This is a genomic window from Micromonospora sp. NPDC007230, from assembly GCF_042869115.1.
Lineage (GTDB): Bacteria > Actinomycetota > Actinomycetes > Mycobacteriales > Micromonosporaceae > Micromonospora.
In genome coordinates this window covers 1-24,474 of record NZ_JBIAFE010000029.1, presented here as the reverse complement: position 1 = coordinate 24,474, position 24,474 = coordinate 1, and the positions used below count along the sequence as shown (strand labels likewise).

The 24,474-nt window shown below is 73.7% G+C and carries 23 protein-coding genes; 17 read left to right on the top strand and 6 right to left on the bottom strand.

What is annotated here, in order from left to right:
• The first annotated feature begins 8 nt into the window (after positions 1-8).
• The 13 genes from ACFYML_RS30775 to ACFYML_RS30715 all read left to right on the top strand — a co-directional run bounded on the left by ACFYML_RS30775 (position 9) and on the right by ACFYML_RS30715 (position 13,575).
• Complete coding sequence (locus tag ACFYML_RS30775; protein ID WP_387423954.1) at positions 9-1,082, top strand: FecCD family ABC transporter permease; 1,074 nt, start codon at positions 9-11, stop codon at positions 1,080-1,082.
• The gene (locus ACFYML_RS30770) at positions 1,079-2,104 is read left to right on the top strand and encodes a FecCD family ABC transporter permease (protein WP_387423953.1); all 1,026 of its coding nucleotides are present in this window, start codon (positions 1,079-1,081) and stop codon (positions 2,102-2,104) included. The genes ACFYML_RS30775 and ACFYML_RS30770 overlap by 4 nt, the downstream gene beginning before the upstream one ends.
• Positions 2,105-2,133: 29 nt before the next feature.
• Positions 2,134-3,063 (top strand): ABC transporter ATP-binding protein, encoded by a 930-nt coding sequence (locus ACFYML_RS30765; protein WP_387424008.1) that lies wholly within the window; start codon positions 2,134-2,136, stop codon positions 3,061-3,063.
• On the top strand, positions 3,039-3,257 hold the full coding sequence (locus ACFYML_RS30760) for a hypothetical protein (RefSeq protein WP_387423952.1): 219 nt from the start codon (positions 3,039-3,041) through the stop codon (positions 3,255-3,257). Before ACFYML_RS30765 ends, ACFYML_RS30760 begins: the two co-directional genes overlap by 25 nt.
• Before the next feature lie 87 nt (positions 3,258-3,344).
• Positions 3,345-3,725, top strand: coding sequence for a YccF domain-containing protein (locus tag ACFYML_RS30755; protein ID WP_387423951.1), 381 nt, complete (start codon positions 3,345-3,347; stop codon positions 3,723-3,725).
• 176 nt (positions 3,726-3,901) lie between these two features.
• The gene (locus tag ACFYML_RS30750) at positions 3,902-4,702 is read left to right on the top strand and encodes an FkbM family methyltransferase (RefSeq protein WP_387423950.1); all 801 of its coding nucleotides are present in this window, start codon (positions 3,902-3,904) and stop codon (positions 4,700-4,702) included.
• 232 nt (positions 4,703-4,934) lie between these two features.
• Entirely contained in the window at positions 4,935-6,005 is a 1,071-nt protein-coding gene (locus ACFYML_RS30745) for a LacI family DNA-binding transcriptional regulator (protein WP_387423949.1), read from the top strand.
• 92 nt (positions 6,006-6,097) lie between these two features.
• Complete coding sequence (locus ACFYML_RS30740) at positions 6,098-7,777, top strand: ABC transporter substrate-binding protein (RefSeq protein ID WP_387423948.1); 1,680 nt, start codon at positions 6,098-6,100, stop codon at positions 7,775-7,777.
• A gap of 117 nt (positions 7,778-7,894) precedes the next feature.
• Positions 7,895-9,025, top strand: coding sequence for an ABC transporter ATP-binding protein (locus tag ACFYML_RS30735; protein WP_387423947.1), 1,131 nt, complete (start codon positions 7,895-7,897; stop codon positions 9,023-9,025).
• Positions 9,022-10,002 (top strand): ABC transporter permease, encoded by a 981-nt coding sequence (locus tag ACFYML_RS30730; RefSeq protein ID WP_387281175.1) that lies wholly within the window; start codon positions 9,022-9,024, stop codon positions 10,000-10,002. Before ACFYML_RS30735 ends, ACFYML_RS30730 begins: the two co-directional genes overlap by 4 nt.
• Before the next feature lie 3 nt (positions 10,003-10,005).
• On the top strand, positions 10,006-11,061 hold the full coding sequence (locus ACFYML_RS30725; RefSeq protein ID WP_387423946.1) for an ABC transporter permease: 1,056 nt from the start codon (positions 10,006-10,008) through the stop codon (positions 11,059-11,061).
• The gene (locus ACFYML_RS30720; RefSeq protein WP_387423945.1) at positions 11,058-12,065 is read left to right on the top strand and encodes an ABC transporter ATP-binding protein; all 1,008 of its coding nucleotides are present in this window, start codon (positions 11,058-11,060) and stop codon (positions 12,063-12,065) included. The genes ACFYML_RS30725 and ACFYML_RS30720 overlap by 4 nt, the downstream gene beginning before the upstream one ends.
• 43 nt (positions 12,066-12,108) lie before the next feature.
• Positions 12,109-13,575, top strand: a complete 1,467-nt coding sequence (locus ACFYML_RS30715; RefSeq protein WP_387423944.1) for a GH1 family beta-glucosidase — start codon at positions 12,109-12,111, stop codon at positions 13,573-13,575.
• A gap of 90 nt (positions 13,576-13,665) precedes the next feature.
• Here the strand turns inward: ACFYML_RS30715 and ACFYML_RS30710 are convergent, their stop codons facing one another.
• A complete protein-coding gene (locus tag ACFYML_RS30710; protein ID WP_387423943.1) occupies positions 13,666-14,964 on the bottom strand; it encodes an ROK family protein in 1,299 nt (432 codons plus the stop codon).
• A gap of 96 nt (positions 14,965-15,060) precedes the next feature.
• On the opposite strand from ACFYML_RS30710, the gene ACFYML_RS30705 reads away from it, so the two are divergent.
• A complete protein-coding gene (locus tag ACFYML_RS30705) occupies positions 15,061-16,416 on the top strand; it encodes a glycosyl hydrolase family 18 protein (protein ID WP_387423942.1) in 1,356 nt (451 codons plus the stop codon).
• 164 nt (positions 16,417-16,580) lie between these two features.
• On the opposite strand, the gene ACFYML_RS30700 is transcribed toward ACFYML_RS30705, so the two are convergent.
• The 4 genes from ACFYML_RS30700 to ACFYML_RS30685 form a co-directional block, all read right to left on the bottom strand.
• Positions 16,581-17,462, bottom strand: a complete 882-nt coding sequence (locus ACFYML_RS30700) for an NAD(P)-dependent oxidoreductase (RefSeq protein WP_387423941.1) — start codon at positions 17,460-17,462, stop codon at positions 16,581-16,583.
• Between the two features lie 92 nt (positions 17,463-17,554).
• The gene (locus tag ACFYML_RS30695) at positions 17,555-18,250 is read right to left on the bottom strand and encodes a class I SAM-dependent methyltransferase (protein WP_387423940.1); all 696 of its coding nucleotides are present in this window, start codon (positions 18,248-18,250) and stop codon (positions 17,555-17,557) included.
• Positions 18,247-18,927, bottom strand: coding sequence for a DUF2064 domain-containing protein (locus tag ACFYML_RS30690; protein ID WP_387423939.1), 681 nt, complete (start codon positions 18,925-18,927; stop codon positions 18,247-18,249). Before ACFYML_RS30690 ends, ACFYML_RS30695 begins: the two co-directional genes overlap by 4 nt.
• Entirely contained in the window at positions 18,924-19,598 is a 675-nt protein-coding gene (locus ACFYML_RS30685) for a glycosyltransferase family 2 protein (RefSeq protein ID WP_387423938.1), read from the bottom strand. The genes ACFYML_RS30690 and ACFYML_RS30685 overlap by 4 nt, the downstream gene beginning before the upstream one ends.
• Positions 19,599-19,744: 146 nt before the next feature.
• Between ACFYML_RS30685 and ACFYML_RS30680 the strand changes: the two genes are divergently transcribed.
• Entirely contained in the window at positions 19,745-21,133 is a 1,389-nt protein-coding gene (locus ACFYML_RS30680) for a hypothetical protein (RefSeq protein WP_387423936.1), read from the top strand.
• A 57-nt stretch (positions 21,134-21,190) separates the two neighbouring features.
• Here ACFYML_RS30680 and ACFYML_RS30675 read toward each other — a convergent pair whose 3' ends face one another.
• Entirely contained in the window at positions 21,191-22,252 is a 1,062-nt protein-coding gene (locus ACFYML_RS30675) for an NAD-dependent epimerase/dehydratase family protein (protein WP_387423935.1), read from the bottom strand.
• A gap of 264 nt (positions 22,253-22,516) precedes the next feature.
• Between ACFYML_RS30675 and ACFYML_RS30670 the strand changes: the two genes are divergently transcribed.
• Entirely contained in the window at positions 22,517-23,845 is a 1,329-nt protein-coding gene (locus tag ACFYML_RS30670; RefSeq protein ID WP_387423934.1) for a molybdopterin-dependent oxidoreductase, read from the top strand.
• Positions 23,838-24,311, top strand: a complete 474-nt coding sequence (locus ACFYML_RS30665) for a hypothetical protein (protein WP_387423933.1) — start codon at positions 23,838-23,840, stop codon at positions 24,309-24,311. Before ACFYML_RS30670 ends, ACFYML_RS30665 begins: the two co-directional genes overlap by 8 nt.
• Positions 24,312-24,474 lie beyond the last annotated feature (163 nt).

The following is a 24,474-nucleotide window of genomic DNA, read 5'->3' as shown; positions in this document are numbered from 1 at the left end:
AACCTAACTTGCTGTCAAACCCGTTCCGCCAACCGGAGTCCACACTGTCCGTCATCACCTCACCACGAAGCGCCGCACCACCCGCGCCGCAGCGACGTCGCGGCGTACCCGCCACCGGCCTGGCCGTCGGGCTGCTGCTGCTCGGCACGGTCGCCGTGCTCAGCATCGCCGTCGGCGCGAAACCCCTGCCCCTCGCGGACATGTGGCACGGCCTGACCGACCCCGCCTCCCCCGACTACGCCGTCGTGCACCGGATGCGGCTGCCCCGTACGCTGCTCGCCCTCACCGCCGGTGCCGCGCTCGGCGTCGCCGGCGCCGCCATGCAGGCACTGACCCGCAACCCGCTCGCCGACCCCGGCCTGCTCGGCATCAACGCCGGCGCCTCCGCCGCCGTGGCCACCGCCACCCTCGCCTTCGGCGTCACCGCCCTGGACCAGCAGGTCTGGTACGCGCTGCTCGGCGCCGCCCTGGTCACCGTCGGCGTGCACGCCGTGGCCGGCGGGCGGCACGCCATCCCGACCCGGCTGGCCCTGGCCGGCGCGGCACTCAACGCCGCCCTCTACTCGTACGTCAGCGCGATCATGCTGCTCGACACCACCTCCCTGGAACGGCTGCGGTTCTGGACCGTCGGCTCCCTCGCGGGCGCCCGCACCGACACCGTCCCCCACCTGCTGCCCTTCGTCCTGGCCGGACTGCTGCTCGCCCTGCTCGCGGCCCGGCCACTCGGCGCGCTCGCCCTCGGCGACGATTCCGCCCGCGCCCTCGGCGCCCGCCCCGGCCTGGCCCGGGCCGCCGTCGTCGCCGCCGTCACGCTGCTGTGCGGGGCGGCCACCGCCGCCTGCGGTCCGATCGTCTTCGTCGGGCTGCTCGCACCGCACCTGGTCCGCGCCCTCACCGGCCCCGACCCGCGCCGACTGCTGCCGTACTGCGCCGTGTTCGCCCCGGTGCTGCTGCTCACCGCGGACATCGCCGGACGCGTGCTCGGCCGACCGGGCGAACTCCAGGTCGGCCTGGTCACCGCCGTGCTCGGCGGCCCGCTCTTCCTGCACCTGGTCCGGCGTGGACGGATGGCCCGCCCATGATCGTGCTGCGCCTCCCCGGCGGGCTGTCGCTGCGCCTGCACACCCGCGCCCTCGTCGTCGGCGGCGCCGGCACGCTGCTCGCGGCGAGCCTCGCCGTGCTGGCCGTCGGCGCGGGCGACTGCCCCATCGGCCCCGCCGACGTGCTACGGGTCCTCGCCGGCGGCGGCACCCCCGCCGACCGGTTCGTGGTCACCGAGCTGCGCCTGCCCCGGCTCGCCACGGCACTCGCCGTCGGGGCCGCCCTCGGCCTGGCCGGCGCGGTGTTCCAATCGCTGACCCGCAACCCGCTCGGCAGCCCCGACATCCTCGGCGTCACCCAGGGCGCGGCCACCGGCGCGCTGGTCGTGGTCGTGCTCGGCGGCAACAGCATCGCCCTCGGCGCGGCGGCCGCCGCCGGCGGACTCGCCACCGGCGCGCTGCTGGCCGCGCTGGCCGGCCCGCGCGGCCTGACCGGCCACCGGCTCGTCCTGGTCGGCATCGGCGTCACCGCGATCCTCACCGGCGTCAACGGGTGGCTGCTCACCCGCGCCCCGCTGATGGACGCCGCCCGCGCCGCGCTCTGGCTCACCGGCAGCCTGGACGGACGCGGCTGGGCCAACGCCCTGCCGGTGCTCGCCGCGCTGGCGGTACTGCTCCCCGCCGTGCTGCTCGCCCGCGCCCCGGCGCTGCGACTGATCGAGCTGGGCGACGACACCGCCGCCGCGCTCGGCGTCCCGGTGCGCCGGGTACGCCTGGCCGCGCTCGGCACGGCCGTGCTGCTGGTCTCCCTGGCCGCGGCGGCCGCCGGACCGGTGTCGTTCCTCGCCCTGACCGCCCCCCACCTGGCCCGCCGGCTGACCCGCGCCCCGGGCCCCAACCTGCTGCCCGCGGCCGCCCTCGGCGCCGCCCTGCTGGCCGCCGCCGACCAGGTGGCACAGCACGCGGTCGGCGGCCACCAACTGCCCGTCGGTGTGGTCACCGGCGTGCTCGGCGGCGGCTACCTGACCTGGCTGCTCGCCGGAGAACGCGGGAGCCGCCGGTGACCGGACCGGACGAGAAGGAGATCCCCACCATGCGACCCGGCACCTCCCGGCTGGTCGGCGAGACGCTGACCCTCGGCTACGACCGGCGCCCCGTCGCCGAGGACCTCACGGTGGCCGTCCCCGACCGTTCCTTCACCGTGATCATCGGCCCGAACGCCTGCGGCAAGTCGACCCTGCTGCGCGCGCTCGCCCGGCTGCTGCGGCCCACCCGGGGCACGGTGCTGCTCGACGGCGCCGACATCCACCGCCGCCCCGCCAGGCAGGTCGCCCGTACGCTCGGCCTGCTCCCCCAGTCGGCCGTCGCCCCGGACGGCATCACCGTCGCCGACCTGGTCGCCCGCGGCCGTTACCCGCATCAGGGTCTGCTGCGGCAGTGGTCCCGCGAGGACGAGCGGGTGGTCGCCGAGGCGATGGCCGCCACCGGGGTCACCGCCCTGGCCGACCGCCCGGTCGACGAGCTCTCCGGCGGGCAGCGCCAGCGCGTCTGGATCGCCATGGCGCTGGCCCAGCAGACGCCCCTGCTGCTGCTCGACGAGCCGACGACCTATCTGGACATCGCACACCAGGTCGAGGTGCTGGACCTGTGCGCCCGGCTGCACGAGGAGCAGGGCCGCACCCTGGTGGCCGTGCTGCACGACCTGCACCAGGCGGCCCGGTACGCCACCCACCTGGTGGCGCTGCGCGACGGGCGGGTGGTCGCGGCGGGGGACCCCCGCCGGATCGTCACCGCAGAACTGGTCGAGGAGGTGTTCGGTCTGCCCTGCCGGGTGGTCGAGGACCCGGAGACCGGCACGCCACTGGTGCTGCCGGCGGCCCGCCGCCGGCCGGCCCGACGCCCGGCTGATCGACCGACGCCCCGCGGCGACCGCGCCCACCCACGTTGCTGCCGCCGCCCTACGGGTAAACAACCCGGGACCGGACCGAAGGAGGAGCGATGGGACGCGATCCCGCTCAGATGAAGACCGGTGAACTGCGCAAACAGGCGGAGCGCGCCGGACTCGACAACGTCGACCAGATGAACAAGAGCGAGATGATCCAGGCGCTCGGCGGGTCGGCCAACGCCAACCAGGGCGGTGGCCAGCGGCAGAAGGACCCGCGCCCGCAGGGGGTCAGCCCGCAGGACTACAAGAACATACCGGGCAACCAGACCTGACCCCGTCGCCCCGGTGTCCCAGCCACCCTTGGTGGGGACACCGGGGCGAACTGGTTGGATCTTGCGCGACCCGGTCACCATGGACGCGTGCTGCGCTTCGTACTGAACCTGTTGTGGCTCGTCTTCGGTGGCGGCCTTGTCCTGGCCCTGGGCTATGGGGTGGCCGCCCTGATCTGCTTCGCGTTGGTGATCACCATCCCGTTCGGGGTGGCGTCGCTGCGCCTCGCCTCGTACGCGCTGTGGCCGTTCGGCCGCACCGTCGTCCCCAAGCCGGGCGCCGGGATCGCCTCCGGCCTCGCGAACGTGCTGTGGGTGCTGCTGGCCGGCTGGTGGCTCGCGCTCTCCCACATCGTCGCCGGCGTCGGCCTCTGCCTCACCATCATCGGCATCCCGTTCGGGGTGGCGAACTTCAAGCTCGTGCCGGCGGCGCTCTGGCCGCTCGGCCAGGAGGTTGTCGACACCCCCTGATCACGCTCGACCCAGTCCAGATCGCACAAGTGGCGGCATCCCGGGCCCAGGATGCCGCCACTTGCGGCATCCTGGTCACTACCCCTAGCGCATCCTAGGAGGCTGGGCTTGCTGGCAGGCCGCCGGGTTGCCCGAATGGCCTTCGGGTTTCTGACGGCATGGCTACGGTCGGAGCAGTGGGCGGTCATATCGGGGTGATCGAGGCACTCAAGGCGGATCCCACCTTGTCGGGGCTGCGCCGATCGCTGGAGGCGTACTACGGCGACCCGGTCCGGGACGCGGCGATGGACGCCTTCTACGCGCGGTTCGTCCGCCCCGGCGACCTGGTGTTCGACGTCGGGGCGCACGTCGGCGACCGGCTCGGCAGCTTCCGCCGCCTCGGCGCCCGGGTGGTGGCCGTCGAGCCCCAGCCGCTCTGCGTCCGGGCGCTGCGCGCGCTCTACGGCGACGACGACCGGGTCACCGTGGTCGAGGCCGCCTGCGGGGCGCACGAGGACCGGGTCCGGCTGCACGTCAACTCCGCCAATCCGACCATCTCCACGGCCTCCCCCCAGTTCGTCCGAGCGGCGGCCGGCGCCGGAGGCTGGGCGCACGAGACCTGGGACGCCGAGATCGAGGTCGCCACCACCACACTCGACCGGCTCATCGCCGCGCACGGCGTACCGGCCTTCGTGAAGATCGACGTGGAGGGGTTCGAGGACGCCGTGCTGACCGGCTTGAGCCAGCCGCTGCCGGCACTGTCGTTCGAGTTCACCACGATCACCCGCGAGTTGGCCCCGCGCTGCCTCGACCGGCTCACCGGGCTCGGGTTCACCCGGTTCAGCGTCGCGCTCGGCGACGAGATGGGCCTCGCCCTGCCGGACTGGCTGCCGGCGGCGGAGGTGGCAGCGTACCTGTCGGCGCTGCCGCACGAGGCCAACTCCGGCGACGTGTACTGCGTGTCCGAGGGCCACCTCCGGCGCCGGGGCACGCCGTAGGCCGAACGCGCCGACCGGACGGCCCGGAGGACATCGAAGCTGCTCAGCGGACTGATCCTTGCGGCACCCTACGGCGGCGCGTGAGCCGCTTTTTTAATCTTTTGAACTTAGCCATGTTTCGTTACCTGGCCGTGATTGACGTGACCGGCGCCACTTCGATTCACTGCGATGCAACCGGTTCCGCAACCGGTTCCGGAACACCCGCCTCACCGCTGCGACCCGGGAGCGTCACGTGCCGATCACCATCGCCGACGTCGCGGCCCGGGCGGGGGTGAGCAAGACGACCGTCTCCCGGGTGCTCAACGGCAAGGGCGAGGTGCACGTCCGCACCGCGGACCGGGTCCGGGCCGTCATCAGCGACCTGGGGTACGTGCCGAGCGCCCGCGCGGTCGGCCTCGCCCGCGGCCGGACCGGGGTGGTCGGAATGCTGGTACCGGCTCTGACCTGGCCGTGGATGGGCGAGGTGCTGCAGGGTGCCGTCGACATGGTGGAGAGCGCCGGTTACGGGCTGTTGCTCTTCACCTGCAACCGCGGCGAGGAGTCGCTGCGGCAGTTCGCCTCGCAGGTCTCGGCGAAGTCGTTCGACGGGCTGCTGGTCATCGAGCCCGAGGGCAGCCTCGACTACATTGCCGAGCTGCACGGTGGTGGCCTACCGGTGGTCCTCATCGACGACCGCGGTCATCAGCGGCCGTTCCCGTCCGTGGCCACGACCAACCGCAAGGGTGGCGAGTCAGCCGCGCGCCACCTGCTCGAACTAGGTCGGCGCCGGCCACTGGTGATCAAGGGGTGCGAGGAGTTCGGCTGCACCCAGGAGCGGCTGGCCGGATTCGTCGCGGCGTACGAGGCCGCCGACCTGCCACTGGATCCGCGACTCGTGGTCGAGGGCGACTTCACCTTCGACTGCGGCAGCCGCGCCGTCCGGGGGCTGACCGAGGCCGGCATCGACTTCGACGCCGTCTTCGCCCACAACGACCTGTCGGCCGGCGGCGCCCTGCAGGCGATCCGCGAGGCGGGGCGCCGGGTCCCGGACGATGTCGCGGTCGTCGGTTTCGACGACGTCCCGTACGCGGCGCACACCGAACCACCACTGACCACGGTGCACCAACCGATGCGCGAGATGGGAGCGGCCGCGGCCCGGATGCTCCTGTCGTACTTCGAGGGTGTGCCGCTGCCCGACACCCCCCGCGTCATTCCCACCACCCTGATCGTCCGCGGCTCGACCGGAGCGCCCGCGCCGGCCGACCGCCGAGCCGTCGGGCCGCGCCGGCCCGTGCCGGAGCCGTTCCAGCAGCAGATCCGCTGACCCCGGCGGGGCGTCCCGCACGTCCCGCCGCGGTGACGCACACCCCGCTCCGCCGACGAACCCACCGAACCCACCACGACCGGGAGGAACACATGCGCGTCAGACGCAGCCTCGCTCTCGCCCTGGCGAGCGTGACGGCGTTGGCAACGCTCGCCGCCTGCGGCGACAGTCCGAACGCGAACAAGAACAAGGCCCAGGCGGCCACCGTGCTGAACGCCGGCATGCCGAACGGCCCGCAGGCCGAGAACCACAACCCGTTCCTCACCACCTCGGCCGCTGCCTCGCTGGGCTACCGCTGGCAGATCTACGAGCCGCTGATGATGTGGAACCCGGTCAAGCCGAGCGACCCGATGAAGCCGTGGCTGGCCAGCAAGGCCGAATGGTCGCCGGACTACACCTCGGTCAAGGTCACCATCAGGGACAACGCCACCTGGTCGGACGGCCAGAAGCTCACCGCCGAGGACGTGGCGTTCACCTACAACCTGGTCAAGAAGTACCCGGCGCTGAACGACCAGGGCGTGCCGTACACGGACGCGACGGCGAGCGGCAACGAGGTCACCATCAAGATCGCCAGCCCGCAGTTCGTCAACCAGCAGAAGGTCCTGTTCCGGGTGCCGATCGTCCCCAAGCACATCTGGGAGAAGATCAGCGACCCGACGACCGACCCCAACAAGCAGCCCGTCGGCAGCGGCCCGTACACGCTGAAGTCCTTCACCCCGGCCACCACGACCCTGGCCGTGCGGGACGGCGGCTACTGGCAGGACCTGCCGAAGGTCAAGGAGCTGCGCTTCACGTCGTACACCGACAACAGCGCGCAGACCACCGCCCTCGCCAACGGCGAGTCGGAGTGGAGCTTCGTCTTCATCCCCAACTACCAGGCCGTCTTCGTCGACAAGGACCCGGCCCACCACAAGGTGTGGGCGCCGCCGGTCCTGGGCATCCACGGCCTGTACGTCAACACCACCAAGAAGCCGTTCGACGACCCGGTGCTGCGCCGGGCGATGAACATGGTCATCGACCGCGAGGACATCTTCAACACCGCCGAGGCCGGCTACTTCCACCCGGTCGTGAAGAGCGTGACCGGTCTGCCCAGCCCCGCCGGTGACACGTTCATCGCTGCCGAGTTCAAGGGCCAGCAGCACAAGGTCGACGTCGAGGGCGCCAAGGCGCTGCTCACCGGCGCCGGCTACCAGCTCGACGGCAACACCCTCAAGGACAAGACCGGCAAGCCCGTCAAGCTGACCCTGACCGACCCGGCCGGTTGGTCCGACTACCAGACCAGCCTCGAGATCGTGCGGGACAACCTGTCCAAGATCGGCATCTCGGCCACGGTCGACAAGGCCAACCAGGACGCCTGGTTCCGCAACGTCGAGCAGGGCAACTTCGACGCGACCTTCCGGTGGACCGAGGGCGGCGCCACGCCGTACGACATCTACCGGACCATCATGGACGGCTCGCAGCTGAAGCCGATCGGCACCGCCTCCCCCGCCGGCAACTTCGGCCGCTTCAACAACCAGCAGGCGACCGATGCCCTGCGGTCCTACGCCAACGCGACGGACGAGGCCGCCCGGACCGCCGCGATGAACACGCTGCAGAAGATCTTCGTCGAGCAGATGCCGATGATCCCGGTCGGCGCGGACAACATCGGTGGCGCGTACAGCACGAAGAACTGGACCGGCTGGCCGGACGACGCCAACCCGTACGGCGCGCTGCAGCCCACCCAGCCCAACGCGCTGGACGTGGTCCTGCACCTCAAGCCCGCCGGCAGCTGACCCACCAGCACCGCCTCCCCGGTCGGCCACGGCCGACCGGGGAGGCCTACTCCCACGTTCGCAACCGGTCACCGCGCACCCCTCGGTGACAGACACCCCGAAGACAGGAAACTCGGCATGACGTTGAGCGAAAGCACGGCGGCGCCGGTCAACGAGGTGGTGCTGGAGGCCGTCGGCCTGACCAAGCATTTCCCCGTCCGCAGGCGGCTGCGCGACCTCGTCTCCCGGGTGCCGGCAGCCGTCCACGCCGTCGACGACGTATCGTTCGCGCTACGCCGTGGCCAGGTGACCGCGCTGGTCGGTGAGTCCGGATCCGGCAAGTCCACGGTGGCCCGGCTGCTGGCCCAACTCTTCCGCCGCACCGCCGGCGACATCCGGCTGCACGGCGTATCGACCCGGGTCCACGGCGGCCGGGCGTTCCGGTCGTACGTACGACGCGTCCAACTGATCCTGCAGGACCCGTTCGCGTCGCTCAACCCGGTGCACACGATCCGCTATCACCTGACCCGGTCGCTGCGCATCCACTGCAACGCCGGCCGCACCGCCGCAGACCTGGACCGGGCGCTCGCCGATCTGCTCACCCGGGTCAGCCTCACGCCGCCCGAGCGCTACCTGGACGCGTTCCCGCACGAGCTCTCCGGCGGTCAGCGGCAGCGCGTCGCGATCGCCCGGGCGCTCGGCGCCGACCCGGAGGTGCTGCTCGCCGACGAGCCGGTCTCCATGCTCGACGTCTCGATCCGCCTCGGCGTGCTCAACCTGCTGCGGGACCTCAAGGAGCGGCTCAACCTCGCCATCCTGTACATCACGCACGACATCGCGTCGGCCCGGTACTTCGCCGACGAGACGATCGTGATGTACGCCGGCCGCATGGTCGAGGGCGGCGACAGCGAGACGGTCACGCAGCGCCCGGCCCACCCGTACACCCGCCTGCTCATCGAGTCGGCACCCGACCCCGACAGCATCACCGGCGCCGCAGCCGCCACCGCGCAGGACCGGGGCACCGGGGAGCCGCCGAGCCTCATCCGGCCACCGGCCGGCTGCCGGTTCCACCCGCGCTGCCCGCACGCCATGCCCCGCTGCTCGGTCGACCTACCGCCCCGGCTGGAGATCGCCGACCGACCCGGCCACTGGGCGGCGTGCTGGCTCTACGACCCGGCCACCGTCGCCGCCGAAGACGCCGGTGCCGTCCCGCCGCCCCCGGCGCCGGCCCGTCCGGACGGCACCGCCACTTCGGGGGAGACCCGATGAAGTTCCTGCTCCAGCGCATCGCCTTCTACCTGTTCACGGCGTGGGCCGCAATCACGCTCAACTTCTTCATCCCGCGCATGATCCCAGGTGACCCAGTCCAGGCCCTCATCTCGCGTAACCAGGGCCGGATCAGCGCGGACGCCATCCAGTCCCTACGCGTACTGTTCGGACTGGACAAGAACCAGAGCCTCGCCGAGCAGTACGTCGACTACTGGAAGCAACTCCTCCACGGCGACCTCGGGCTGTCGTTCACGTTCTTCCCGACGCCAGTGTCGACGGTCATCGGCGACAGCCTGCCGTGGACGGTCGGCCTGGTCGGCATCACCACGATCGTCAGCTTCCTCCTCGGCACGGCGCTCGGCGTCGGCGCCGGCTGGCGGCGCGGCTCGTGGATCGACGCCCTGCTCCCGGCCACGACGTTCCTCTCGTCGATCCCGTACTTCTGGCTGGGTCTCGTGGCGATCGCCCTGTTCGCCGGGCCGGGCAGCTTCTTCCCGTCGTCCGGCGGCTACGAGCCGGGTCTCGTGCCGGCGTTCGACCAGTACTTCATCCCGAGCGCGATCCAGCACAGCATCCTGCCGGCCGCCACCATCCTGGTCTCCTCGATGAGCGGCTGGCTGCTCAGCATGCGCAACATGATGGTCACCGTCTCGTCCGAGGACTACATCACGGTCGCCCACGCGAAGGGCCTGTCGGAACGCCGGGTGGCTCTGAGCTACGCCGCCCGCAACGCGCTGCTGCCCAACGTCTCGGGCTTCGCGCTGTCGCTCGGGTTCATCGTCGGCGGCACCCTGCTCGTGGAGATCGTGTTCTCGTACCCGGGTCTCGGCTTCCAACTCTTCCAGGCGGTCGGCTACAAGGACTACCCACTGATGCAGGGGATCTTCCTGATCATCACGATCTCCGTGCTGGTGGCGAACCTCATCGCCGACGTCGCGTACCTGCTTCTCGACCCGCGGACCCGAAAGAGTGGCTGAACGATGACGATCTCACCGTCGAGTATCGAGCAGGTCATCCCCGGCCAGGGCGCGATGGCCCAGCCGTCGGCCGCGCCGGGCCGGACGAGGCGGCGTCGGTTGCGCTTCCTGGCCAACGCCAAGACCGCGACCGGCGTGGTCGTCCTGGCCGGCTACGGCCTCTTCGCGATCATCGGGCCGTGGGTGGCCCCGTACGACCCGGACGGTCGCAGCGGCGACATCCTGCAGGCGCCGTCGGCCAGGCACTGGTTCGGCACCACGCATCTCGGGCAGGACATCTTCAGCCAGATCCTGGTCGGCACCCGCAGCGTGGTTCTTGTGGGCCTGTTCGCCGGCGTCCTGGCGACGATGCTGTCCATCGTCATCGGCGTGACGTCCGGCTACCTCGGCGGGTTGGCCGACGAGGCGGGCTCGGCGCTGTCCAACGTGTTCCTGGTGATCCCGGCGTTGCCGCTGATCATCATCGTGACGTCGATCGTCGACCAGGCCAGCGACACGTTGGTCGCGCTCATCATCGGTTGCACCTCGTGGGCGTGGGGCGCCCGGGTGCTGCGCGCCCAGACGCTGTCGCTGCGCCGCCGCGACTATGTCGAGGCGGCCCGGGCCACCGGCGAACGGACCTGGCGCATCATCCTGTTCGAGATCCTGCCCAACCTCACCGCGATCATCGCGTCCGGCTTCGTCGGCACGGTGATCTTCGCGGTGATGTCGGAGATCACGCTCGCGTTCATCGGCATCTCGTCGGTCAGCTCGTGGAACTGGGGCACGATCCTGTTCTGGGCGCAGGGCCAGCAGGCACTCGCCCAGGGCGCCTGGTGGTGGTTCGTACCGGCCGGGCTGGCCATCGCGCTGCTCGGCACCGCCCTCGCGCTGATCAACTTCGGCATCGACGAGTTCGTCAGCCCTCGGCTGCGCAGCGGCGGCCGGGCCCGGATCCGTACCGCCGACGGGCGCACGGCGCGGATGCGGGTGGGCTTCACCCCCGTCCTGGCGCCGACCGCAGCCGTCCCGGCCCCGCGCCGGCGGCCCGCAGCCGCGAACGAAAGGGGGCACCGATGAGCGAACCGGTCCTGGAGGTCCGCAAGCTCCGCGTCGACTACGGGCTCGGCGACGAGGCGGTACACGCCGTCCGCGACGTCGACCTGACCCTGCACCGGGGCGAGGTGCTGGGGCTGGCCGGGGAGAGCGGGAGCGGCAAGTCCACTCTGGCGTACGGGCTGACCCGGCTGCTGCCGCCACCCGGCGTGGTCAGCGGCGGGCAGGTGATCTACCACCCGTTCGACGGGCCCCCGGTCGACGTGCTGACCCTGGCTCCGGCGAAGCTGCGGCAGTTCCGCTGGGCGGAGACGTCCATCGTGTTCCAGGGCGCGATGAACTCGCTCAACCCGGTGCACCGGGTCTCCACCCAACTGCTCGACGTGATCAAGGCACACGAGCCGAGAAGCACGGCGGCGGGCCGGCTTGCCCGGGCGCGGGAGCTGCTGCGCCTGGTCGGCATCTCCGCCGACCGGCTGGACAGCTACCCGCACCAGCTCTCCGGCGGGATGCGGCAACGGGTCATGATCGCCATGGCGCTGGCGCTGGAACCGCAGGTCGTCATCATGGACGAACCGACCACCGCGCTCGACGTGGTGATGCAGCGGCAGATCCTCGGCCAGCTCGCCGAGCTGCGGCAACGGCTGGGCTTCGCGGTGCTGTTCATCACCCACGACCTGTCGCTGCTGGTCGAGTTCTCCGACCGGATCGCCATCATGTACGGCGGCCGGATCGTCGAGGAGGCCCCCGCGGCCGAGCTGTACCGGCGGGCCCTGCACCCGTACACCGACGGGTTGCTGCACTCCTTCCCGGCGCTGCGCGGCCCCCGGCGCGAGCTGACCGGCATCCCCGGCTCCCCGCCGGACCTGCGCGCCATGCCGAGCGGATGCGTGTTCCACCCGCGCTGTCCGAAAGCGTTCGGCCCGTGCGACAAGGAGTTGCCGCCGCTGGGCCCGCCCGGCGACGACCGCCCCGGGCGTGCCGTCGCCTGCTGGCTGCATCCCGCCGCCGAGCCGGTCCCCCGCTGACCATCCACCGCCCGACCGAACACCCGTGACCGCGAGGAGAACCATGGACACCGACCTCACCCGCCCGGCGACCACCGACGGCTCCAGTTTGCGGCGCGACGTCAGCCGCGCCGAGCTGGAGTCGTCGCCCGGGCAGGCCGACCCGATCGACACGCTCCCGCCGACCTTCCGGTGGGGGGTGGCGACCTCGTCGTACCAGATCGAGGGGGCGGTGGCCGAGGACGGACGCACGCAGTCCATCTGGGACACCTTCTGCCGCGTTCCCGGGGCGGTGGCGGGCGGCGACACCGGCGACGTGGCCTGCGACCACTACCACCGGATGCCGCAGGACGTCGGGCTCATCGCCGACCTGGAGCTGGACACGTACCGCTTCTCGGTGGCCTGGCCGCGGGTGCAACCGGGCGGGCGTGGACCGGCCAACCCGGCCGGGCTGGCCTTCTACGACCGGCTCGTCGACGAGCTGCTCGGCCGGGGCATCGACCCGTGGGTGACCCTCTACCACTGGGACCTGCCGCAGGAGCTGGAGGACGCGGGCGGCTGGCCGCATCGGGACACCGCGTACCGGTTCGCCGACTACGCCGAGCTGGTCTTCGCCGCGCTCGGTGACCGGGTGAAGACCTGGACGACGCTGAACGAGCCGTGGTGCTCGGCGATGCTCGGCTACGCGTACGGCCAGCACGCCCCGGGCCGGCGGGACCTGGGCGACGGGATCGCCGCCGCCCACCACCTGCTGCTCGGCCACGGGCTGGCGGTGCAGCGCCTGCGGGCGGCCGCGACCGGCCCGATCGAGCTGGGCATCACGGTCAACCTGGCCACCGCCGATCCGGCCACCGACAACCCGGCCGACCGGGACGCCGCCCGGGCTTCCGACGGGCTGGGTAACCGGCTCTACCTGGACCCGCTGTGCCACGGGCGCTACCCGGTGGACGTGGTGGCGGACCTGGCCGCCGAGGGCGTCCGGCTCCCGATCGAGGACGGCGACCTGGCGGTCATCTCGTCCCCGATCGACGTGCTCGGCGTCAACTTCTACTTCGGGCAGCTCTTCTCCGGGGTGGACGAGCGGGGCCGGGAGCGGGACGACGAGGGTCGGCCGGTGCGGCGGGTGGTCCGGCGGGACCTGCCGCGTACCGCGATGGACTGGGAGATAGTGCCGGCGTCCTTCACCGACCTGCTGGTGCGGCTGAGCCGGGACTACCCGGGCGTGCCGCTGGTGGTCACCGAGAACGGGGCGGCGTTCGACGACCGGCCGGACGCCGACGGGTTCGTGGCCGACGACGATCGGGTGGCGTACCTGGCCGAGCACCTGCGGGCGGTGGCCCGGGCGCGGCAGGCCGGGGCCGACGTGCGGGGCTACTTCGCCTGGTCGCTGCTGGACAACTTCGAGTGGGCGTACGGCTACGACAAGCGGTTCGGCATCGTCCGGGTGGACTACGACACCCAGCGGCGTACGCCGAAGCGCAGCGCGCACTGGTACCGCGACACGGTGCGGCGGGTGCGCGGGCAGCGCTGATCCACGGCCGGGGCGGCCGCACGGGATCCTCCCGGGCGGCCGTCCGGCGCGCCCGGGCTGGCCGCCGGGCGTCGTCGCCGGCCCGGCGGCTCAGCGGGTCCGGGTCCGCGGGCGCGGCGCCGGGCGCGCCAGGGTCACCCGGGCGGCCGGCTCGCGCGGCACGCCGCCGTCGCGCAGCAGCCGGGCCATCGGCAGGGTGGCCGCGCCCATCGCGACCGCGTCCGGTCCGAGCCGGCACAGCTCGATCGAGGCCTGGGCGTACGGCTGGCGCAGCGCGTGCCGCGCGGTGGCCGCGCGGATCTGCGGCAGGTAGCGCTCGCCGAGGGCCAGGCCGGCCCAGCCGCCGAGCACCACCCGCTCCGGGTTGAAGAGGTTGACCAGGGTGGCCACCCCGGCACCGAGGTAGCCGACGGTCTCGTCGAGCACCTTCGCCGCCGTTCGGCCGCTGGACCCGAGCAACTCGCCGAAGGCGCTCTCCTCGTCGCCGCCGGCGGCCGGGCGGCCCCGGTTGGCCTGCCGGAACCGGTCGAGGACGCCCTCCGCCCCGACGTACGCCTCCAGGCAGCCGAGGTTGCCGCAGCGGCAGCGGCGCCCCCCGTACACGATGGTGGTGTGGCCCCACTCGCCGGCGCTGCTGTGCGCGCCGCGGTAGCCCACCCCGTCGGCGACCACGCAGGCCCCGACCCCGGAGCCGACCAGGGCGATGACGGCGTGCCGGACGCCGCGGCCGGCACCGAACCACATCTCGGCCTGGCCGAGGGTCTTCGCGCCGTTGTCGATGTGGACCGGGACGTCGGTGCCGGCCCGCAGCATCGCGCCGAGCGGCACGCCGTCCCAGCCGAGCGTCTGGGCATGCACGACGGCGTCGGCGGTGCGCTCGACGGTCCCGGAGACCGCGACGCCGAGGCCGAGCACGGCGGCCGGGTCGACGCCGGCCTGCTCGATCACCGCGTCCAGGCCGTGCCGCAGGTGGGTGGCCACGTCCTGCGGATCGGGCTCGGCGGCGGCGATCGGGTACTCGGCCTTGGCCAGGGCGGTCATCGCCAGGTCGAAGAGCTCGACCTGCACCCGGGTCTCACCGACGTCGGCGCCGACCAGGTAGCCGTAGCCGGGGGCGACACGCAGCAGCACCCGGGGGCGGCCACCGTCGGACTCGACCGACCCGGCCTCCTCGACGAGCCCCTCGGCGATCATCTCGCCGACCAGGTTGCTCACGCTGGCCAGGCTCAGCGCGGTGGTCTGGCCGAGCTCGTGGCGGCTGAGCGGGCCGTCCAGCCAGATCCGGGTGAGCAGCAGCGACCGGTTGGCACGGCGCATGTCGCGCACGGTGGTGCGTCTGGCGTCCACGTCCGCCGCCGTCCTCTCCCCGATGCCGTCGTCGGGCAGCACCGTTCACGCCATGAACCAAGCGCTGACAGCGTACTGCGCATTTACATTTAACAAAGTTAACTGATAGCCTCCGACGCATCGATGAGGAGGTATGTCATGCGACTTCGACGCGGGCTGACCGCCCTGCTCGGCGGCGCCGTACTGCTCGCCGCCACAGGTGCCCTGACGGCCACCACCGGCCTCGCCGCGACCGCCGGCCAGACCGCGCTGGCGACCTGCTCCGGCGTACCGGCCTGGGCCGAGGGCGTCACCTGGACCGCCGGCAGCCGGGCCACCTACACCGGCCGGCTCTACCAGGCGCTGCAGACGCACACCCCGCCGCCCGGCGCCGGCTGGACCCCGCCGGCCACCCCGGCGCTCTGGTCCGACCTCGGCGGCTGCGACGGTGCCCCGTCCCCCACGCCGACCGCATCGTCCCCCTCCCCCACGCCGAAACCCACCCCGACCCCCACGTCGACGCCGTCGCCCACCCCGTCGAGCCCGCCGCCGGGCGGCGACACCTGCGCGCTGAAGTCCCGGCCGGCCGGCAAGGTGCTCCAGGGCTACTGGGAGAGCTGGGACGGCGCGGCCAACGGTGTGCACCCCGGACTCGGCTGGATCCCGATCACCGACTCGCGCATCCGGACGCACGGCTACAACGTGGTCACCGCCGCCTTCCCGGTGATCCGCGCCGACGGCACCGTGCTCTGGGAGAACGGCATGGATGCCGGGGTCAAGGTGCCCACCCCGGCCGAGATGTGCCAGGCCAAGGCCGCCGGCCTGACCCTCCTGCTGTCCATCGGCGGCGCGACCGCCGGCATCGACCTCAGCTCGACCGCGGTCGCCGACCGGTTCGTCGCCACCGTCGTGCCGATCCTCAAGCGGTACAACTTCGACGGCATCGACATCGACATCGAGACCGGCCTGACCGGCAGCGGGAACATCAACCAGCTGTCCACCTCACAGGCCAACCTGGTGCGGATCATCGACGGGGTGCTCGCCCAGATGCCCGCCGGGTTCGGCCTCACCATGGCCCCGGAGACCGCGTACGCCACCGGCGGCAGCGTGACCTACGGATCCATCTGGGGCGCGTACCTGCCGATCATCAAGCGGTACGTGGACAACGGCCGGCTCTGGTGGCTGAACATGCAGTACTACAACGGCAGCATGTACGGCTGCTCCGGCGACTCGTACTCCGCCGGCACCGTGCAGGGCTTCGTCGCGCAGACCAACTGCCTCAACACCGGACTGGTCGTGCAGGGCACCACCATCCGCGTCCCGTACGACCGGCAGGTCCCCGGCCTGCCCGCGCAGTCCGGCGCCGGTGGCGGCTACATGACCCCGTCGCTGGTGGGGCAGGCATGGAACACCTACCAGGGCGGCCTCAAGGGGTTGATGACCTGGTCGATCAACTGGGACGGGTCGAAGGGCTGGACCTTCGGCGACAACGTCAAGGCCCTCCAGGGTCGCTGACCCGGGCCGGGGCCCCGCTCAACGGGCGGGGCCCCGGCGGGGCCGACGGAACGCCGACACCACTGGCCACGTACTGGCTCGGCGAGGTGCTGGCGGTGCTGCTCTGCGGCTGGCTCGGCCTGCACGTGCTCGCCTCGCCCCAGGAGAGCGGGCTGGTCCAGGGGTCAGGTCCGCCCCGTGGGCTGGGACAGCGCCCGGGTGACCACGGTCAGGTCCGCCGCACCGAGCCCCTGGCCCACGACGCGCTGCCACTCCGCGGCCAGGCACTCGGCGGCGAGGAACCGGCCCTCCTCGACCTCCCGCAACACCAGGTTCACGTCCTTGAGCGCCAGGGTGAGGGGGTACTGGGTCGTGTAGTCGTCCCGGCCGATCCGGTCCAGCTTCTCGCCGGCCCAGGGCGAGAGCAGCGGGCTGCCACGCAGTGCGCCCAGCACGGTCTCGCGGTCCAGGTCGAGGGCGTCGCCGAGCGCGACCGACGCGGCGAGCCCCTCGGCGACGAAGGCCAGCAGCAGGTTGTTCACCAACTTCAGCCGGGAACCGGCGCCGACCGGCCCGACCCAGACCGTCTGCTGCCCGACCGCGTCGAAGACCGGGGCGACCCGGTCGCGGACCTCCGCCGGCCCGGAGGCGAAGACGACCAGCTTCCCCTGCTCGGCCGGGCCGCGGCTGCCGGCCACCGGGGCATCCAGCAGCACGACGTCGGGACGCTCCGCCGTGACCTGCCGGGCGAACCGTTCGGTGTCGGTGACGCCGATGGTGCTCATCTGGGCCCAGACCGCGCCCTCGGCCATCGCGGCCAACATCCCCTGGTCGAAGGCGATGGAACCGATGGCGTCGGCGTCGGTCACCATGGTCACCACGACGTCCGCTCCGCCGGCCGCGTCGGCGGGGCTGGCGGCCACCTCCGCGCCCTGGTCGCCCAGCCGGCGGGCCGGCTCGGGGTGGCGGTTCCAGACGACCGTCGGCAGACCGGCCCGCAGCACGTTCCCGGCCATGGGCGCGCCCATCCCGCCGAGCCCGATCATCGCCACCCGTGGCTGCGCCATCCGTCCCCCGTTCCACCTCACCGGCAGCGTAGGTCAGCGCGGGCGGCCGTGGCTCCGAACGACGAGATCCGCACCGCGGCCGGCGTGACCCGTCACAACGGACGGACCAGTTCCCCGAACCAGCGTCGACCCACCGCGAACATGTCCCGGACGGCCAGCCCGGCGGCGTGCGCCGTGTCGTGCACCGCCACCGTGTCCAGCCGGGCCCAGCGGAACGCCCCGCTCCGGCACACCTTCCCCTGCGGTGAGCGGGAGGCCAGCCTGGCCTGCCCCCGCCACAGGCCGGGCCCGGGGGGTTCCAGCTCGACGACGACCGAGCCGCCGGCCCGGATCAGCTCCCGGCACCGGGCGAGCAGGAGGCTCGGGTCGCCGCCGATGCCGATGTTGCCGTCGATGAGCAGGACGTGTGCCCAGCGTCCCTCGCCGGGCAGCGGCCCGAACACGTCCCGGTGGAGGGCGACGGCACCGCGCGCCCGGGTGAGCCGCACCGCGTGGGCGGAGACGTCGACCCCGACCGCGGTGTGCCCGGCGCGGGCCAGGGCGAGGGTGAGGCGGCCCGGGCCGCAGCCGATGTCCAGGGTCGGGCCCGCGCAGCGGGCGACCACCGCGGCGGTCGCCGGCTCGGGCGGACCGTGCCAGCGCCGGACCGGCAGTGCGGTGCGCCGGCCGTCGTCCTGCACGAGCCAGTGCGCGCCGGGCTGCGCTTCGAGGGCGGCGGCGAAGACGTCCTCACCCCCGCCCGCCGCGGCCGCCCAGCGGCCGTCCGTGCCGAGGGCGTGCAGTGTCACCGGTGCCCGCCGGGCACCAGCGTGGGGCGCAGCGCCGATACCTGGTACGCGAACCGGGTCTCCGGCGCCTCGGCGGCCACCGCGAGCGCGTCGGGCCAGGTGTCGGCGTCGCGCAGCACCGGCAGGGTCAGCGTGCGCAGCCCGCGCCGATCGAGGGCGGACCAGGTGCAGTCGCCGGTCTCCGGGGTGGACATCGGCACCGCCCGCAGCGCGTCGGCCTGGCGGGGATCGCGCAACCCCAGCGCCCACCATCCGCCGTCCACCGCCCGGCCGAGCACCGCGTCGGCCAGGTCCAGCCGTTGGAACGCCGCGAGCAGGTGCCCGGCGGTCACCTGCGGGGTGTCCATGCCGATCTGCAGCACCGGCCGTCCGGGCCAGGCCGCTGCCACATCGGCGTGGGCGTTGGCGATCCGGTCGGCCAGGTCCCGACCTCGCTGCGGCAGCACCGTCCAGCCGGTGAGCGCCGCGGTCAGGCCGGCGCCGTCCTCGCCGTCGGCGAGGCGTCCGCGTACGGCCAGGACCGGCGTCACCCCGGGCACGGCCCGGACTGCGTCGAGGGTGTCGCGGAGCGCGGCGGCGGCGATCCGGGCGGCCTGACCGGGGGTGGCCGGTGGGCAGAGCCGGGTCTTCACGGCCCCCGGCACGGGCGCCTTGGCCATCACCAGCAGCACCGTCACCGGGGTCCGCCCACGTTGCGCAGGACTCCGGCGAAGTCGCGGGTGGCGCGGAGCGTGCCGCGTACCGAGCCGGAGACCTTGGAGCGGGTGCCGGCGGCCCGTGGGGCGTAGCTGACGTCCAGCTCCTGGATCCGCCAGCCGGCGGCGGCGGCCCGGATCAGCAGTTCGAGGGGGTAACCGAAGGCCCGGTCGGTGACGCCCAGGGCGAGCAGCGCCTCGCGGCGGGCCACCCGGATCGGGCTGAGGTCGCGCAGCGGTACGCCCCGGTGCCGCAGCAACGCCGCGACGAGCGCGGTGCCGGCGCGGGCGTGCCACGGCCAGGCCCCGGCGGAGACGGGCCGCCGCCGGCCCACGGTCAGGTCGGCGGCGCCGCCGGCCACCGGGGCGACCAGGGCGGGAAGTTCGGCGGGGTCGAAGGATCCGTCGGCGTCGAGCACGCAGACCAGGTCCGCCTCGGCGGCCACCAGCCCGGTGTGCACGGCGGCGCCGTAGCCTCGGCGGGGCTCGGGCACCACCCGGGCCCCGTGCCGGGCGGCGACCTCCGCCGAGCCGTCCCGGGAGCCGTTGTCCACCACGATCGCCCGGTAGCCGGGCGGCAGCGCGGTGAGCACGCCGGGCAGGGCGGCGGCCTCGTCGAGGCACGGCAGGACCACGTCGATCGGTGTGGACATACCGACGACGCTAGGCCGCCACCTGGGCTGCGGCAGGCAGATCGGGCCTTACGGATCTGTTACCGGCGGACCGATTCTTACCGGACGGTGACGATCCGGCGGTTCGCCGGTCACCCGTCCCGGGAAGGCCGTACCGTCCGGTCGGCATGAGAACGACCACGAGGCGGCCCGTCGCGCCCGGGCGGGCGCCGACCCGCCGGCGGCGCGCCGACCTGACGGTGCTGGGCGTCGAGGCGGCGCTGGTCGTGCTGGCCGCTGCGGTCGGCGCGGTCCTCAACGCCCGCGGCGTGGGCCTGCACGCGGACGCCGCCCCGCTGTACGCGACCTGGCGGCCGCACCTCGGCTGGGGCACCCCGGCGGCGGTGCTGGTCGCGGCCGGGGTGGTCGGCGTCGGGGTGCGGTGGGCCGGCGCGGCGCGCTGGGGCCCGCTGCTCGGCCTCGCCTACCTGGCCTCGGTGGCGTGGGCGCTGTCGCTGGCCCTGGTCGACGGCTGGTCGGCCGGGTTGACCGAACGGCTCACACCGCAGGCGGAGTACCTGCACGAGGTGCCCGGGATCCGGGACGTCCCCGCCACGCTGGCCGGGTTCACGGGGCGGATCCTGGACTTCCAGCCCGACTCCTGGTCGACCCACACCGCCGGGCACCCGCCCGGCGCGCTACTGGTCTTCGTGGGCCTGGACCGGATCGGGCTCGGCGGGGGCACCGCTGCCGCACTGGCCTGCGTGCTGGTGGGCGCGAGCGTCACCGTCTCGGTGCCCGTGGCGCTGCGCTCGCTCGGCGCCAACGCCGCGGCCCGCGCGGTCCTGCCGTTCCTGGTGCTGCTGCCCGGGGCCGTGTGGGTGGGGGCGTCGGCGGACGGGCTGTTCGCCGGCGTGGTCGCGGCAGGTCTGGCGCTGCTGGCGGTACGCGGCCGGCTGGCCCCGGCCGTCGGTGGGCTGGTGCTGGGCTACGCGCTGTACCTGTCGTACGGCTTCGTGCTGGTCGGCCTGCTGGCGCTGGTGGTGCTGGCACTGCGTCCGGCGGACCGGATCGCCGCGCTGCTGTCCGCGGTCGCGGGAGCCGCCGGGGTGGTGCTGGCGTTCACGGCGGCGGGATTCTGGTGGTGGGACGGCTACCAGCGGGTGGTGGAGCGGTACTACCAGGGCTGGGCGGCCGACCGCCCCTACGGCTACTGGGTCTGGGCGAACCTGGCGGCGCTGGTGCTGTCCGCCGGCCCGGCGCTCGGGCCGGCGCTGCTCCGGGCGGTGCTGGCCGGAGTCGCGGCGGTGCGGCGGCGCGGCCCGGGCGCCCGGCTCGTCGGGCCGATGGCCGCCGCCGGGCCGACGGTGCTGCTGCCGGTGGCTGCGGCGGCAGTGGTGCTCGCGGCTGACCTGTCCGGGTTGAGCAAGGCCGAGGTGGAGCGGATCTGGCTGCCGTTCGCGGTATGGCTGCTGGTCGCCACCGCGCACCTGCCGCCGGCGACCCGCCGCTGGTGGCTGGCCGGGCAGGCGGTCACCGCGCTCGCGGTCAACCACCTGCTGTGGACGGTCTCCTGACCTGCCGCGCGGCCCGGCGTCGCCCGCGCTGCTGGACACGACGGGCAGCGCGGCGGGTCAGGCGTGCACGGCCGCCGGCTCGCGCAGCGGGTCGGTGGCGAAGGCGGTGACCCCGTCGGCGAAGCCGACCCGCGCGGTGTAGCCGAGCAGGTCGGCCGCCCGACGCGGATCGGCGACGACGTGCCGCACGTCGGCGGCGCGGGCGCCACCGACGACCAGCGGCGCCGGCCCGGCCATCGCGGCGGCCAGGGCCGCGGCCAGGTCACCGACCGTGCGCGGCTCGCCGGAACAGACGTTGACCGGCACCAGCGGCTGCGGCGGCGGCGTGGTGAGGGCCAGCAGGTTGGCCCGCGCCACATCGGTGACGTGGACGAAGTCCCGCCGCTGCCGGCCGTCCTCCAGCACCCGCGGCGGCCGGCCGGCCGACAGCTCGGACCGGAAGATCGAGGCCACCCCGGCGTACGGGGTGTCGCGGGGCATCCGGGGCCCGTAGACGTTGTGGTAGCGCAGGGCCCACACCCCGCCCCCGGTCTGCCGCGCCCAGGCGGCGGCCAGGTGCTCCTGGGCCAGCTTGGTGGCGGCGTACGTGCTGCGCGGCTCCAGCGGGGCGTCCTCGGGCACCAGCACGGGGCTGAGGATGCCGGCGCACTGCGGGCAGGTCGGGTCGTAGCGACCGGCGGCCAGGTCGGCGGGGCGGCGCGGGGCGGGTCGCACGGTGCCGTGCCGGGCGCACTCGTAACGGCCCTCGCCGTAGACGACCATGGAGCTGGCGAGCACCAGCCGGCGCACCCCGGCCCGGTGCATCGCGGCCAGCAGCACGGCGGTGGCGTAGTCGTTGTGGCTGGCGTACCCGGGGGCGTCCGACGGGTCGAGGCCGTGCCCGACCATCGCGGCCTGGTGGCACACCGCGTCGACGCCGGGCAGCAGCCGGTCGAGCAGGTCGGGGTCGCGGACGTCGCCGACGATCGGGGCGTGCCGCCGGGACCACTCGGGCAGTTCGCCGCCGTGTGCCTGGGGCAGCAGCGCGTCCAGCGCCACCACCTCGTGCCCGTCGGCGGCGAGCAGGTCGGCGACCTGCGACCCGATGAAACCGGCCGCGCCGGTGACGAGTACCCGCATGCCGGTCAGGGTAGGTCGGTAGGCGGTCGCCTCGGGTCCGGTCGGCCAAGCCGTAAGGACCTGGCAACATCGCGGTCCGCGGGCCGGTAAGCGTTCCGTAATTCGGCAAACCGGGTCCGGCCGCCGAGGCCGCCCGTAGCCTGCCGGAGAGGGATCCGGTCGGCCGGCCGCCGCCGGACGTCCCGGCGTCGGCAGTCGCGAGGAGGACCGGTGGGCGCGGAGAGCTCTTCCCCGGCCGGGGGTCCCCCGATCGGGTCGGGGCGCGTGCCACCCGGTCGGCCGGCCTACGGTTTCCCCCGGCGGTGGTGGGCGTTCCTGGCCGAGCATCCCCCGCCCGGCGCGGCGACCGTGAACCGGCGGTGGCGCAGCCCGCTGCGCGGCCCGTGGCTCACCGCCATGTACGGGGTGGTCCTGCTCGTCGGCCTACCGCTGGTGTTCCTCACCGGGTTGCTGGACTACCTCGCCTACTCCCCGCAGTTCGGCCAGGCGTTCCCGCGTGACGTCGGGTGGCTGCGGCTGCCGCCGTTCGACTGGCCGACCCGCCCGTCCTGGCTGTTCCGGCTCACCCAGGGCCTGCACGTGGGGCTCGGGATCACGCTGATCCCGATCGTGCTGGCCAAGCTCTGGTCGGTGCTGCCGAAGCTGTTCGACTGGCCGCCGGCCCGGTCGGTGGCGCAGGTGCTGGAGCGGCTGTCCCTGCTCCTGCTGGTCGGCGGGATCCTCTTCGAGATCGTCACCGGTCTGCTCGACATCCAGTACGCGTACCTGTTCGGCTTCGACTTCTACACCGCCCACTACTTCGGCGCCTGGGTGTTCGTCGCCGCGCTGGTCGCCCACGTGTCGCTCAAGCTGCGGCGGATGCGCACCGCGCTGCGGTCCCGTTCGCTGCCCGAGGAGCTGATCACCTACCGCGCGGCGACCCGGCCCGAGCCACCGGACCCGGACGAACTGGTGGCCGCCCGGCCCGGGCCGCCCACGATGAGCCGGCGCGGCGCGCTCGCCCTGGTCGGTGGCCTGTCGCTGCTGCTCGCCGCCCTCACCGTGGGCCAGCACCTCGACGGCCCGTGGCGGCGGACCGCGTTGTTGCTGCCCCGGGGGCGGCAGCCCGGGGCGGGCCGGACCGGCTTCCCGGTGAACCGGACCGCGGCCGCCGCCGGCGTCCGGGCCGCCGACACCGGGCCGGGCTGGCGGCTCACCCTGCGCGCCGGCGGACGTACGGTCGCGGTGGACCGCGCCGGCCTGCTGGCCATGGCCCAGCACACCGTCACGCTGCCGATCGCCTGCGTGGAGGGCTGGTCGACCGTACAGACCTGGACCGGGGTACGGCTGCGCGACCTGGCCGCCCTCGTCGGCGCGGACGGGATCGCCGCCGCGCACGTACGGTCCCTGGAGAAGGCGGGGCTGTTCAAGCAGGCGACCCTGCAGGCCAACCAGGTCCTCGACGCGGACTCCCTGCTCGCCCTGCAGGTCAACGGCGTCGACCTCTCCCTCGACCACGGCTACCCGGCGCGGGTCATCGTCCCGGCCCTGCCCGGCGTGCACTGCACGAAGTGGGTGGCGGAGATCGAGTTCCGGAGCCGTACCGGTGGGTGACCTGGCGGCCCGGTTCCGGGCGGCGTACGGGGCGCCGGCCGGGCACCTGCTGCTGCTCGTCGGCGCCTTCGCGGTCGCCGGGTGGGTGGCGCTGCGGCTCGCCGCGGAACCGACCGCCGGCCGGATGCTGGTCTGGTTCGTCGGCGCGGCGATCGCACACGACTTCGTGCTGTTCCCGATCTACGGGCTGGCGGACCGCGTGCTGCAGCGCGCGCTCGGCACCCGCGGCGTGCTGGCGTCGGGTCCCGCATTGCTGAACCACGTCCGGGTGCCGGCCCTGGCCTCGGGCCTGCTGTTCCTCGTCTACCTGCCCGGCATCCTGCGGTTGGGGCGGCCGACCTACCTGGCCGCGTCCGGGCAGGACCAGCGGCCGTTCCTCGCCCGCTGGCTGCTCGTCACGGCCGCCCTGTTCCTGGCCAGCGCCGTCGGTTACGTGCTGCGCCGGTGGTGGGCGCGGCGCCGCTGAATCGTCGGCTGCCGTCGGCGAATGGGACCGGTTGGCGCTGTGCATTGCCGAATCGGTTGCCTACTGCGATGACGGCTCTTCGAAGTTGAGCGGGGTTCGCTGCTGGAGCCGGCCCGAGCGTGAAGGGCTCGCAGCTCATCGGTGATCATCTGAGTGTCGAATT